Source organism: Enterococcus sp. AZ071 (assembly GCF_050499065.1).
Lineage (GTDB): Bacteria > Bacillota > Bacilli > Lactobacillales > Enterococcaceae > Enterococcus_A > Enterococcus_A ferrettii.
In genome coordinates this window covers 1,746,913-1,759,278 of the sequence record NZ_JBIPAS010000001.1, presented here as the reverse complement: position 1 = coordinate 1,759,278, position 12,366 = coordinate 1,746,913, and the positions used below count along the sequence as shown (strand labels likewise).

Sequence of the window (12,366 nt, the reverse complement as noted above, 5' to 3'; positions counted from 1 at the left end):
TCTATGATGGATAGAAGGAAGGTGACGAATTGATGGAGAAATTTGATAAACAATTTATTGCAGGAAAATGGCAAATTGGGAATGACAGTGAGCATGTGAACGAGGACAAGAACCCTTATTCACAGCAGACAATTGTGACACTTCAAGGTGCCAATACTGATGATGTTGATACAGCTTATCAAGCTGCCAAAAAGGCACAAAAGGAATGGATGAACAAGACGCCTCAGGAACGCAGCACAATTATTGAAAAAGCTGCTGATTTGATGGAGGAGCACCAAGACGAAATCATTGACTGGTTGATTAAGGAAGGTGGAGCAACTAAAATCAAAGCGGGGTTAGAGGCGAGTCTGGCTCAGGGAATCACTCGCGAAGCTGCGACATTTCCTATGCGATCAGAAGGCAAAATTTTGCCAACCAATAAACCAGGTGAGGAAAGCTTTGTGACACACCGTCCCTTGGGAGTAATTGGAATTATTAGTCCTTGGAATTTTCCATTCCATTTGACGATGCGTTCGCTGGCACCTGCTTTGGCAGCTGGAAATGGTGTAGTTATTAAGCCTGCCAGTGACAGCCCAGTGACTGGTGGCCTGCTGCCTGCGAAGTTCTTCGCGGATGCAGGAGTACCAGAAGGGTTAGTCAATGTAACAGTCGGCAGCGGCAGTGAAATTGGTGACTATTTTGTGGAGCATCCAATACCAAGCTTTATTTCTTTTACTGGTTCAACGGCAGTTGGTAAAAATATTGCTAGTCATGCCATGAGCGGCAAGAAAATTAAACAGGTCGCTTTAGAGCTGGGTGGAAATTCACCATTTATCGTTCTGGAGGATGCTGATTTGGAAGAAGCAGCTCAAGCATTAGTTGTAAGTAAATTCATGCATTCTGGTCAGATTTGTATGGCAGCCAATCGAGCGATTGTTGTCGCGTCTGTTTTCGATGAATTTGTTGAAAAAGTAGTCGCTCGTGTAAAAGCATTGGCTGTGGGCGATCCGGCTAAGGATGAAACAGTGGTAGGTCCGATTATTAATCAAAAACAAACGGATCAAATCCAAGAAATCGTGAAAAAAGCGAGAGAAGCAGGCGCTGAATTTTTAATTGAAGGCGGCGTGAAAGGCCAATTAGTCGAACCTTCAGTGCTAACCTCAGAAGATCCTGCACTCGAGATTTTTCATGAAGAAATTTTTGGTCCGGTATTACCAATTCTCAAAGTCAAAGATACTGAAGCAGCAATCACAGCTGCGAACGATACAGAGTATGGATTATCCAGCGCGTTGTTCACCAAGGATTTGAACAAAGGTCGTTTGTTAGCAAACCAAATCGAAGCAGGAATGTGCCACATTAATGGCTTAACTGTTGATGATCAGCCCAATGCACCTTTTGGCGGGGAGAAAAATTCCGGCATCGGCCGCTTTAACGGTGAGTGGGTACTGGAAGAGTTTACTCGGGTTCAATGGGTAACTACTCAGTCTGGTAAAGGACAGTATCCGTTTTAAGACATAAATAAGAGCTGTCAGCTGACAGCTCTTATTTTGTGGTGTAGACCTCTTTATGAAACCGCCAAATTTGATAGCTTTGCGTAACTGCCAGGTATAGGAATAACACCGATACCAGTAAAATTGTTTGTCTGCCTAGATAATCATAGCTAAACACGGAAACAACTACGCCAGCTAAAAAGGCCAATACGACCCATAAAAAGTGGAAAAACTGTTGTTTGGCTTTGTCATCCTTGGTTTTCAGATAGTCATAAAAATTTGTAGCGACACCCTTTAGGTTGCCTGTTGTAAACAAATTAGTGTAAGATAAGCCGTTAATTTTATCAAAGGCAATCCATTGAATCGCAGCAGTAAAGGCAATAATCACTGTGATTGCAGAAGGATGCGGCTCTAGCCACTGCAGACTGATCACGAAAAAGACCAAGGCTTCGAAATACAATAGGAACAATCGCCAAAAATGCAGTTCCTTTTCCCGGAAGTAATCAATTAAGTATTTAGCCAGTAAAATACCTAAAAAGAAAAACAGGGTAGAAAGCAGCTTCTTGCCGACTAAAGCCCATTGATGGTCAAAGGCCTGAATAATCGCTAAAATTAAATTTCCAGTCTGGGCCGAGGCAAAGGCTTCATAGCGGATGTAGGTATAGCTGTCCATCACGCCGCCGATAAATGTCAAAATTAAACCGACGGAGCGATGTTCATGAAAACTTGAATTCACAGGTGCTCATCTCTCTTCTGAAACTATGGTAGCACATTGCTTCAAAAAATGGGTGGAAAATTAATCGATCATGAAAAAAATAGCAAAATTAAACTTGAAATCAAGAAGACACAACGGAATTTTCATAACTTAGACTAAAAATCGCAGTGTATTAACAAGGCGAAGTTTGAGAATTTCCGAACCATAATTGGCTCAAAACTATTCGCTGGAAGTATTATCTGAAAAACGCTTTAAATATCAGCTGATGGAGGGGATAAAAGGGAAGAATTCCGAACAACCTCCTAGTTTTTTAGATAAATAAGCCTAGTAAAGCCAGCTATCTTTTTTTTGAAATTGTGTTAAAATGGGTATGCTTTTTACTCTCGAAATTGGAAGGAAAAGATTCTGATGTCTTTAAAAAATCGGGCAGACTGGCAAGAAGCCTTTCAAGCCGTCATGCCCCTTTGTTTCAGCTATATTCCCGTGGGTTTAGCCTGCGGCATGCTGCTGCAGCAAGTAGGGTTTAATCCTCTTTTGACAGCACTGCTGTCTTTGGTTGTATTCTCAGGTGGTGCACAGTTTTTGGTGGTATCTTTGTTAGCGGTTCACGCCTCGTTTACTTCCATCATATTGATGGTTTTGTTTTTGGAATTGCGTTACGCTTTGCTGGGCTCGAGCCTGTCTCACTTTTTTAAGCAGGAGCAGCGGGGATTTTTGGCCGTGTTTTCGCAATCAATGAATGATGAAAATTATGCGGTTAATTATTTAAAGTTTTCAACCGACAAAACTTGGAATCGTACGCGGGCGATTATGGTGAACTGGTTTTCTCAGGCTTCATGGGTAATCAGTACCGTACTCGGCAGTGTTTTCGGCTCATTGATTCATGTGGATACAGAGCTGGTGCATTTTGCTTTAACCTCGATGTTTATTTTTATGTTTATTATGCAGGTGAAAAATAAGCTGTTGTTAGTAACGGGGTTATTTTCCGGAGGATTGGCAGTCATTTTTATGCTGCTGCTGAAGAATACTTTTGGTTTGATTTTGGCAACGGTGGTTGCTTCACTGGTAGGCTTTTTGGTCGATAAAAAAATTCGCAGTTCGGCGACTGGTAAAGACAATGACGACTTTTTTACTGTAAAAGGCGAGGAGGCTCATCATGAGTAATTTTTATTTACTTTTGTTGATTTTAAGCTTATTTGTCGCTTCTTATATTCCCCGTGTAATCCCGATGCTTTATTTCTCACAGCGCAAAGTACCGGAATGGTTTAGTGAGTGGATGAAGTTTGTTCCGATATCGCTATTTGCTGCATTGGTATTTAAGGATGTTTTTATCAGCCATGCGCATTTTGAAATAGGGGGAAATATTCGGATTCTGGCAATGTTTTTAGTGGCAGGAGTTGCTTATAAAACCCGCTCCATGGCTTGGTCGGTAATCGCTGGTTTAGCAGCGGTATTTCTATTATCGTTAATGTAGGGCGCCGCTCAAGCAGCAGGCGTTTTTTTGTTGCAGCTGATAGCTCATCTATTATTTTCCTACTGAGAACGACGCAACCCGTGTAACGTGGTATGATGAGAAAAACGACTTAAATAAAGGACGACGACCAAATGAAACTGACGATTAAGGAAATTGCCAAGCTTTCAGGGGTTTCGGTGACCACCGTTTCCCAAATCATGAATAACAAGGGTGGACGGTTCAGCGAAAAAACCAGAAATAAGGTGCTGAAGGTCATTGAAGAAAATGATTATGCGCCGAATTATTTTGCTTCCAACATTATTCTAAAAAAGTCAAAGACCATTGGCGTAATTGCACCTTCTGGTTCTGAACAGTTTACCAGCGGTATCCTGCAGGTTTTGCGAGACAAGCTGCAGGAAAATGGGTACTATTTGATTATTTGCGAATCAGATCATCAGCAGGCAAGAGAAATGGATTTATTGAAGAAGCTGAATCAGTTAGGTGTTGAGGCAATCGTCTTTTTCACAGCGAATCAGTATTCACCAGAAGTCATTAAGCAGGGAAGATATTTAAAAACACCGATTTTATTTGTTGATCGGGGCTTGAACCAAGGCTACTATGGTTCAATTTTAGTAGAAGAAGAAATTGGTGCATGTAAAGCCGTTGAGTGGTTGATTCGTCGAGGAAACCAGAAGATTGCTATTTTGACTGAGGATGCTACGACCTATCATTTGAATGAACGATTTTTAGGCTATAAACGTGCGCTCAAGGAAGCTAACCTGCCTTTTTTAGTTGAGCTAGTCCAAAAGATTCCTTTGACAATCGAGGGTGGGTACCGTGGAACCACACAGCTGATTCACTCACAGCCAGATGTTTCCGCGATTTTCTGTGTTGATGATATGGTAGCTTTAGGTTGTTACCAAGCAATTTACGACATGAAAAAGCAATTGTATCGTGATATTGATATGGTGGGATTTGATGGCGGGGCGATGACTGAGCTGGTGCGACCCAAAATACGCTCAGTCAAACAACCCCTAGAGCAATTCGGAGCCATTCTTTCGGAAAAGATTAAGAAGGTTATTTTGTATCCGAATGAGCGGATTACGGATGTAATGCTGGATACAGTGTTTGAGGATTAGAGGAGGACAATAAGAAAACGAACAAGTTGCTCTCCAATTAACAGAGGCCAATTTGTTCGTTTTTTGATCGGCATTTATCCTTGATATTCAGCTAAAGGTCGGTAAGTTAAGACCTTCATTTTACGATAGAAGTCAGCGGGCAGCTTTTTCCAAGCCCGCATCAACTGCATAAAATAACTTTGATCTGCTCTAATTACGTATTCATTTAGTAATAGTCCGAAAGATTTACGATTGCTTTGTTTCAACATATTTTCATAAGCCTCTTTGGCATCTTCTTCATTATCAGCTACATATAAAGTTTGAACTTCGACATAGGCACCTTCAATACTTTGTGTTTCTTCGATAAAATAAATGGATCTTGTTTCTTCGCTCATTTAAATCATCCTCTCCATGTATATAGAATAACTGTTGTTCGTGAATTAACTGTGAACGATTTGGTCATTTTTTCTTGGGATTTACCTAGGATTTGGTAAATAAATGATAAAGTGGCTGCCTTGTCCTAGTTGAGAGGATACATTAATGCTGCCATGGTGCAAATGAATAATTTGTTTCACTAGCGTTAAGCCTAAGCCGTTGCCCTTTATTTTACGACTGGTATCTGCTTGATAAAATTTCTCAAAGATGTGCTGGCTCTCTTCAGGGCTCAAACCTAAACCTTCATCGCAAATCGCTATTTCCAACCCGCCTTCGACTTTTCTTAAAGTAACGGTTAATTTGCTTTCTGGCGGGCTGTACTTGATGGCATTGTCCAGCAGGTTTAACCATACATGATACAAAAATTCTTCATTGCCTTTATAGCAGGTTTCTTCAAGATCAATGTCTAGCTGAAGCTGCTGTATTTCCCATTTCGGCTGCAAGAATAAAATGACCTCTCGGATTTGTTCATCCAATTGAAAAGATTCTTTAGGAAATTGAATGCTTTGGCTTTCCAATTTGGTCAAATGCAAAACATTGTCTGTTAGCTGAGATAATTGCAGGGTGCCATCCAGCATACGCTCCAAATAAATTCTTCGTTGTTCCGGCTTCAGCTGTTCATTTTGCAGCAGCTGTACATATCCTCGGATAGTGGCCACCGGTGTTTTGAACTCATGAGAAACAGTTGAAACAAAGTCGTTGCGCAAAGTCTCGATGCTGCTTAATTCCTTTACCATCACATTAAAATCGTGGTAGAGCTGTTCCACATCCTCGACCTTTTGATCCTCGGTCAGCTGAACAGTCAGGTCGCCTTTGGCAACCTGAGTCATGGCTTGACGCAGACTGGCAATAGGATGAAGAATCCGTTTACTGACAATGGCAGATACGCCTAAACCAATCAGCAGACTCAACAGCGAGATGATTGCTAAAGGAAAGATGTGCTGCTCTTGTCGGGTACTTAAAATATCAAAGCGATTCAGCACAAACATGGATGTCACAAAGAAACCTAACAAAAGTACCATAATCAGGAAAATCATGCAGGTGAAATACACCCACAAGGAAGAATGCAGTTTTTTTAGCATCAATGAAGCACCGCCTTGTAGCCCAATCCTCGAATTGTTTCAATTGAGAAGTCAGGATTTTCCTGGAATTTTTGACGTAGTCGTTTAATGTGTACGTCGATGGTTCGTTCATCGCTGTCGGAATCCAAGCCCCAAATTTCATCCATCAGTTGTCGTCGGGTGAAAATTTTGTTGGGATAGGCTAGGAGCTTGTAGAGCAGCAAAAATTCTTTTTGCGGCAGTGTTTCGGCATTCTCTTGGATAATAACTTGATAGCTTGCTTGATCGAGAGTCGTTTGTCCAACGGTCAGCTGTTTATTGTGGACAATTTGAGCCCGCCTTAATAGAGCTTCTACCCGCAGGACCATCTCATTGAGATCAATAGGTTTCACCATATAATCATCGATTCCCATACCAAAACCTTTCTTTTTATCTTGAAAGGTATTTTTAGCAGTAATCATCAGGATTGGCAGCTGGAAGCCCGCCTCTCTTAGGTCTTGAGTTAGTTCATAGCCGTCCATGTCCGGCATCATAATATCGGTAATCATTAAATCAATGTGCTGCTTATCTAAGATATTCAGGGCCTCAACGCCGTTGGTTGCTAGAAATACGACAAAATCATTTTGCTCCAAAATCGATTGATAAAGAAACAATAAGTTTTCCTCGTCTTCCACAATCAGCAAGTGGTTCATTTGCCTTCGCCTCCTTTTTGCATAATAATAGTAGCTAAATGCTGTGAACTATGTGTGAAGTTTGTTCATCTTGAGTTAATAAAGCTCTGGTATCTTCACTTCAAATCAAAAAATAAAGGGATGAATTCATGTTAGAACTAAAAGATATAAAGAAATATTACCATGTTGGGGACACAACTACCAAGGCCCTTGATGGCGTAACCGTCGCTTTTCGCCGTCAGGAATTTGTCGCGATTTTAGGAGCTAGTGGTTCTGGGAAAACTACGCTGCTAAACGTAATCGGCGGTCTGGACAATTACGATACTGGTGATATGGTGATTAATGGAAAATCAACGAAAACCTTTAAGGAGTCCGATTGGGATGCTTATCGGAACAACTCCATCGGTTTTGTTTTTCAAAGCTATAATCTGATCAGCCATTTAGGTATTATTGATAACGTAGAGCTTGGTATGACCTTAAGTGGTGTGCCAAAAGAAGAAAAAACACAAAAGGCTGAGGATGCGTTGCGTCGTGTGGGTCTGGCTGATCATATGCATAAAAAGCCGAATCAGTTATCTGGTGGTCAAATGCAGCGGGTGGCGATTGCCCGGGCGTTGGCTAATGATCCAGACATTTTACTCTGTGATGAACCGACTGGGGCACTGGATACGGAGACCAGTGTGCAAATTATGAACCTGATTCAAGAGCTGTCTAAAGAAAAATTAGTGATTATGGTAACCCACAATCCAGCTTTAGCCGATGAATATGCTGATCGGATTATTCGTTTTTCTGATGGGAAGATTTTAAGTGATTCACATCCCCATCAAGAACGACCAAAACCAGATCAATTTAATTTGAAACGGACTAAAATGAAATTCATGACGGCGTTGAAGCTGTCCTTTAACAATCTGCGAACCAAAAAAGGGCGGACCTTCTTAACTGCTTTTGCTTCCAGTATCGGGATCATCAGCATAGGGATCGTGCTTTCACTTTCCAGCGGGTTTCAAACGCAAATTGATCAGACGCAATCGGAAACAATGGCCAAGTTCCCAATTACGATTTCTCAAGTAGCCGCAGATCGGAGTGGTCGGCAAGAAGATGCGTTAGGTACCGATGATGGGAACTTCCCTAAAACGGATACAGTAACGGCTAAAATCAGTGACCAGGATCGTTCGCAGCATACCAATAAAATTGACCAAGAGTATGTAGACTATATTGAAAATATCAACCCTGATTTGAGCAACAATATTGGATTTACTCGTTTAGTTGGAATGAACCTGCTAAGAGATGTGAACGGCAACGTGGAACCAGTGAAATTATCCAACGACGCTTCAGACAGTGCCAGCGCTGGAATGACCAATGCAATGGCGAATATGACGGGTGTCGGTGTTTCTTCTTTCCCTAAACAATTGAAAGAAGGCAGCGAAAGCTTTTTAGAAGAAAACTATGATCTGCTAAATGGCGCATATCCAAAAGACCCAACAGATGTAGTGTTAATTGTTGATGGCAACAATAATACCAATATCAATTCCTTAAAGAACCTTGGCTTTGACGTCAAGGATGGCGAGAAATTGAATTTCGACCAAATCGTAGGAACCACTTTTAAACTGGTTCACAACAACGACTATTATACTGAATTGCCAACTGGAAATTTTGTGCCAAACAGTGATTACAATGACATTTACAACAATGCCAACAATGAAGAAATGAAGGTTTCCGGTGTGCTGCGGGTGAAGAAGGATTCAACCATGAACCTGTTAGCCCCAGGAATTGCTTATAGTAATGAATTGACTCGAAAAATTGTTGACGAAAATAAAGACTCAGCGATCGTTGCAGCACAAAGAGACAGCAGTACCAATGTGATGACCAATGAACCTTTAGATGATAGTACGAAGGACAGCACGTTAGCTTACCTTGGCGGCGACAGCATCCCTTACAGTATTATGATTTATCCAAATAACTTCAAGGACAAAGAGGCGATTTTGGATTACTTGGATAAATACAATGAAGGAAAGTCTAAGGAAGATCGAATCATCTACCAAGATTTGGCTGGGACTATGACTGAATTGACCGGTGGTTTGATGGACGCTATTACCTATGTTCTGATTGCTTTTGCCGGAATTTCATTGGTAACTAGTATGATTATGATTGGGATTATTACCTATACCTCAGTCATTGAGCGGACGAAAGAGATTGGTGTTTTGAAGGCTTTAGGTGCGCGGAAAAAGGATATTACCCGAGTATTTGATGCGGAGACCTGTATTTTAGGTTTGGCTTCAGGAACATTGGGTGTTGTACTAGCCTGGTTAGCAACTTTCCCAATCAATATAGTGTTGTATAATATGACTGATTTGGAGAATGTGGCTCAGCTGAATCCTGTACATGGGCTTATCTTGATTATCGTTTCAACGGTATTAACCATGATTGGCGGACACATTCCAGCACGAATGGCTGCTAAAAAAGATGCAGCAATCGCTTTACGAGCAGAATAAAAAATTCAGTACCTTCTTATTAGAGGGTACTGATTTTTTGTTTCTAGCCATAAATAATGGTGCGGATAGTACTTTGGTCTAGCCCCTTCAACACTTGAATCAGCATTTCTCGAGCTGCATCGAAATCAGCAATACTGAACATCGTTTGGTGAGTATGAATATAGCGGCCGCAAACACCGATTACGCTGCTAGGAATTCCTTCATTGGCAGTGTGGGCAGCGCCAGCATCGGTTCCACCTTTCGAAACAAAGTATTGATAAGGAATATTGTGCGTTTCAGCAGTGTCCAATAAATATTCTCGCAAGCGAGGCAGTAAAATCATGCCTGGATCTTGAATCCTCAGCAGGGTCCCCTCGCCCAAGTGACCAAACGTTCCATTAGTAGTAGTTAAATCATCCGCTGCAGAGCAATCTACTGCAAAGAACAAGTCAGGTTTAAACTTAGTGACTGCGGGTTTAGCTCCTCGCAAGCCTACTTCTTCTTGCACATTTGCGCCAGCAATCAGTGTGTAATCCAAGGTTTCTTTTTGTAAAGCCTCTAGTGCTTCCAAGACAACAGTGCAGCCGTAGCGATTATCCCAAGCCTTACTGATAATATTTTTACCATTGGCTGTTTTGACGGTTTCCACCTGCGGCACAATCGTATCTCCAGGCAGAACGCCGTATTCTAAGGCTTCTTCCTTCGATTCAAAGCCAGCATCGAACAAAATGTCCTCAACTTTTACTTGGGCTTGACCACCAGTCCCGCGCAGCAAATGAGGAGGAACGGAGGATGAGATGCAGGGATAATTTCCTTTTTTTGTTTTCAAGGTAAAGCGTTGTGCTGAAACAACATAAGGATTCCAGCCGCCTAAGGGAACCACCTTGAATAAACCTCTGGAGGTAATTTCCGTCAGCATAAAACCAACTTCATCCATGTGAGCCGCTACCATCACTCGTGGTGCATCCTCGCCAGCATTCTTAAGACCAAAAATACCCCCTAGGCCGTCTTGTTGAATGTCATCTACTAAGGGAGTCATTTCCTTTTTCAAATAGGCCCGAACATCTTCTTCAAACCCGCTGGTTCCTTGTAATTCTGTCAACTCTTTAATACGGTTGAATGTAGTTTCCTTCATACATATGCTCCTTTATCTTCTATTATTAAATAGTATAATCCTTTTTGGATGATCTGTAAGGTCTGACTTCTATCTGAGCCGATTATTGGCAACAAAAAATAAAAACGGGTAGAGTAATTGTAAAATGAAGGACTCATTTTTTATTCATGGAAAGAAGGAAAAAGGTATGTATACTGACTTAAAAAACAAGGTAGCCGTAATTACCGGTGGATCAAAAGGAATTGGAACAGCAATCTCTAAACGTTTTGGTCAAGAACAAATGAACGTGGTAGTAAACTATCACTCGGACGAACAAGGAGCCAATGAAGCCGTAGAATTAATTGAACAAGCCGGTGGAAAGGGCATCGCTGTCCAAGCCGATGTCGGTACCGAAGAAGGCACTCAAAAGTTGATTGATGCAGCGGTCAAAGAGTTTGGTGATCTGGATATTTGGATCAATAATGCCGGGATGGAAAATCAACACGAAACCCATGAATTGCCATTAAAGGATTGGGAAAGAGTAATTGATGTGAATTTGACGGGTGTATTTTTAGGGACTAAAGCTGCCTTAAATTATTTCTTGGAGCAAGATAAAAAGGGCAACATTATCAATATGTCTTCAGTCCATGAGCAGATTCCTTGGCCAACATTTGCTCACTATGCAGCATCTAAGGGCGGAGTAAAACTATTCTCTGAAACGGTTGCGATGGAATATGCGGCCCGTAATATTCGGGTCAATAGTATTGGACCAGGTGCTATTAATACACCAATTAATGCGAAGAAATTTGCAGATCCAGAACAATTGGCGACAACTACCGGTATGGTACCGATGCAGCGTATTGGTGAGCCAAGTGAGGTAGCAGCGGCTGCTGCTTGGTTAGCTTCAGATGAATCGAGTTATGTGACAGGAATTACGTTGTTCGTTGATGGCGGTATGACGTTGTACCCATCTTTTCAAGGTGGAAAAGGATAGAATGGAGTGTTGATGGATGAATGTTTTAATTGCATTATTACCGGCAATTGGTTGGGGCGTCCAGCCGCTGATTCTAAAAAAAATCGGTGGCCGTCCGACCAATGAAATCTTAGGTACAGGTATTGGTACACTAATTGTTGGCTTAATTGTCTATTTTTTCTTTTCTAATCAAAGTGTTTCCTTGGGTACCTTTATGATCGCAATGGCTTCTGGTGCTTTTTGGGTAATCGGACAAACTGGCCAATATACTGCTTTTAATTTGCTAGGTGTTTCGCGAACGATGCCAATCTCGACAGGTTTGCAGCTGGTAGGGACCTCCTTAATCGGCGTTTTTGCCTTTGGAGAATGGGCTGGAACTACCTCTAAGATTATCGGTTTTGGATCAATTGTGCTATTGGTCATTGGTGCTGCATTGACCGCTATCACAGAAGGTTCAGATGATCAGGGCGGAACTAGTAAAGGGTTAATCATTTTAGCAAGTACCAGTGTGGGTTATTGGGTGTACAGTGCATTGCCTAAGCTGGTAGATGCGCCAGGAGATGCTATTTTCTTTCCTCAAATGTTGGGTGTATTTATTGCTGCATTAATTTATGTTATCCTTAAACAGCCAACTGCTTTCTCAAGCGATAAAAGCTGGAAAGCAGTCATCGTCGGGATTATTTTCAGCATTTCAGCCTTTGCCTATATTTTTTCGGCTCAAAGCAATGGCGTAGCAACTGCTTATGTAATCACACAGTTGAATGTAGTTATTTCGACGTTAGGTGGTATGTTTATTCTAAAAGAGAAAAAGACGCCCAAAGAGTTTCGCTTTACGTTAATTGGGTTAGCCCTAATTGTGATTGGGAGTGTTACAACGGCGTTTTTATAAAAAAAAGGAGGAGTTAAA

At 41.5% G+C, this 12,366-nt stretch carries 12 protein-coding genes; 7 read left to right on the top strand and 5 right to left on the bottom strand.

Features of this window, described 5'->3' with window-relative positions:
• Window positions 1-32 precede the first annotated feature (32 nt).
• Window positions 33-1,490 (top strand): aldehyde dehydrogenase family protein, encoded by a 1,458-nt coding sequence (locus IGI49_RS08650; RefSeq protein WP_429964174.1) that lies wholly within the window; start codon window positions 33-35, stop codon window positions 1,488-1,490.
• Window positions 1,491-1,521: 31 nt separating this feature from the next.
• On the opposite strand, the gene IGI49_RS08645 is transcribed toward IGI49_RS08650, so the two are convergent.
• A complete protein-coding gene (locus IGI49_RS08645; RefSeq protein WP_429964173.1) occupies window positions 1,522-2,205 on the bottom strand; it encodes a YoaK family protein in 684 nt (227 codons plus the stop codon).
• Between the two features lie 387 nt (window positions 2,206-2,592).
• On the opposite strand from IGI49_RS08645, the gene IGI49_RS08640 reads away from it, so the two are divergent.
• The 3 genes from IGI49_RS08640 (at window position 2,593) to IGI49_RS08630 (ending at window position 4,776) form a co-directional block, all read left to right on the top strand.
• Window positions 2,593-3,348 carry an AzlC family ABC transporter permease gene (locus tag IGI49_RS08640; protein WP_429964172.1) on the top strand — a complete coding sequence of 252 codons (756 nt, stop codon included), beginning with the start codon at window positions 2,593-2,595 and terminating at the stop codon, window positions 3,346-3,348.
• Window positions 3,341-3,658, top strand: a complete 318-nt coding sequence (locus tag IGI49_RS08635; RefSeq protein ID WP_429964171.1) for an AzlD domain-containing protein — start codon at window positions 3,341-3,343, stop codon at window positions 3,656-3,658. The genes IGI49_RS08640 and IGI49_RS08635 overlap by 8 nt, the downstream gene beginning before the upstream one ends.
• 131 nt (window positions 3,659-3,789) lie before the next feature.
• Complete coding sequence (locus IGI49_RS08630; RefSeq protein WP_429964170.1) at window positions 3,790-4,776, top strand: LacI family DNA-binding transcriptional regulator; 987 nt, start codon at window positions 3,790-3,792, stop codon at window positions 4,774-4,776.
• 74 nt (window positions 4,777-4,850) lie between these two features.
• Here IGI49_RS08630 and IGI49_RS08625 read toward each other — a convergent pair whose 3' ends face one another.
• The 3 genes from IGI49_RS08625 to IGI49_RS08615 all read right to left on the bottom strand — a co-directional run bounded on the left by IGI49_RS08625 (window position 4,851) and on the right by IGI49_RS08615 (window position 6,943).
• The gene (locus IGI49_RS08625) at window positions 4,851-5,150 is read right to left on the bottom strand and encodes a hypothetical protein (protein ID WP_207701050.1); all 300 of its coding nucleotides are present in this window, start codon (window positions 5,148-5,150) and stop codon (window positions 4,851-4,853) included.
• Window positions 5,151-5,231: 81 nt separating this feature from the next.
• Entirely contained in the window at window positions 5,232-6,272 is a 1,041-nt protein-coding gene (locus IGI49_RS08620; protein WP_429964169.1) for a HAMP domain-containing sensor histidine kinase, read from the bottom strand.
• Window positions 6,272-6,943 carry a response regulator transcription factor gene (locus IGI49_RS08615; RefSeq protein WP_207701052.1) on the bottom strand — a complete coding sequence of 224 codons (672 nt, stop codon included), beginning with the start codon at window positions 6,941-6,943 and terminating at the stop codon, window positions 6,272-6,274. Before IGI49_RS08615 ends, IGI49_RS08620 begins: the two co-directional genes overlap by 1 nt.
• Before the next feature lie 128 nt (window positions 6,944-7,071).
• Here IGI49_RS08615 and IGI49_RS08610 point away from each other — a divergent pair, with 128 nt between their 5' ends.
• A complete protein-coding gene (locus tag IGI49_RS08610; protein WP_429964168.1) occupies window positions 7,072-9,414 on the top strand; it encodes an ATP-binding cassette domain-containing protein in 2,343 nt (780 codons plus the stop codon).
• A 43-nt stretch (window positions 9,415-9,457) separates the two neighbouring features.
• Here IGI49_RS08610 and pepA read toward each other — a convergent pair whose 3' ends face one another.
• Complete coding sequence (pepA, locus tag IGI49_RS08605; protein ID WP_429964167.1) at window positions 9,458-10,528, bottom strand: glutamyl aminopeptidase; 1,071 nt, start codon at window positions 10,526-10,528, stop codon at window positions 9,458-9,460.
• A gap of 166 nt (window positions 10,529-10,694) precedes the next feature.
• Here pepA and IGI49_RS08600 point away from each other — a divergent pair, with 166 nt between their 5' ends.
• Together IGI49_RS08600 and IGI49_RS08595 are read left to right on the top strand one after the other, a co-directional pair.
• A complete protein-coding gene (locus IGI49_RS08600; protein ID WP_207701055.1) occupies window positions 10,695-11,480 on the top strand; it encodes a glucose-1-dehydrogenase in 786 nt (261 codons plus the stop codon).
• Window positions 11,481-11,496: 16 nt separating this feature from the next.
• A complete protein-coding gene (locus IGI49_RS08595) occupies window positions 11,497-12,348 on the top strand; it encodes a GRP family sugar transporter (protein WP_429964166.1) in 852 nt (283 codons plus the stop codon).
• The last annotated feature ends 18 nt before the right edge of the window (window positions 12,349-12,366 follow it).

Coding starts and splice junctions, on each gene's coding strand:
- IGI49_RS08650 (WP_429964174.1), top strand. CDS start 33: ATGGAGAAATTTGATAAACAATTTATTGCAGGAAAATGGCAAATTGGG.
- IGI49_RS08640 (WP_429964172.1), top strand. CDS start 2,593: ATGTCTTTAAAAAATCGGGCAGACTGGCAAGAAGCCTTTCAAGCCGTC.
- IGI49_RS08635 (WP_429964171.1), top strand. CDS start 3,341: ATGAGTAATTTTTATTTACTTTTGTTGATTTTAAGCTTATTTGTCGCT.
- IGI49_RS08630 (WP_429964170.1), top strand. CDS start 3,790: ATGAAACTGACGATTAAGGAAATTGCCAAGCTTTCAGGGGTTTCGGTG.
- IGI49_RS08625 (WP_207701050.1), bottom strand. CDS start 5,150: ATGAGCGAAGAAACAAGATCCATTTATTTTATCGAAGAAACACAAAGT.
- IGI49_RS08620 (WP_429964169.1), bottom strand. CDS start 6,272: ATGCTAAAAAAACTGCATTCTTCCTTGTGGGTGTATTTCACCTGCATG.
- IGI49_RS08615 (WP_207701052.1), bottom strand. CDS start 6,943: ATGAACCACTTGCTGATTGTGGAAGACGAGGAAAACTTATTGTTTCTT.
- IGI49_RS08610 (WP_429964168.1), top strand. CDS start 7,072: ATGTTAGAACTAAAAGATATAAAGAAATATTACCATGTTGGGGACACA.
- pepA (WP_429964167.1), bottom strand. CDS start 10,528: ATGAAGGAAACTACATTCAACCGTATTAAAGAGTTGACAGAATTACAA.
- IGI49_RS08600 (WP_207701055.1), top strand. CDS start 10,695: ATGTATACTGACTTAAAAAACAAGGTAGCCGTAATTACCGGTGGATCA.
- IGI49_RS08595 (WP_429964166.1), top strand. CDS start 11,497: ATGAATGTTTTAATTGCATTATTACCGGCAATTGGTTGGGGCGTCCAG.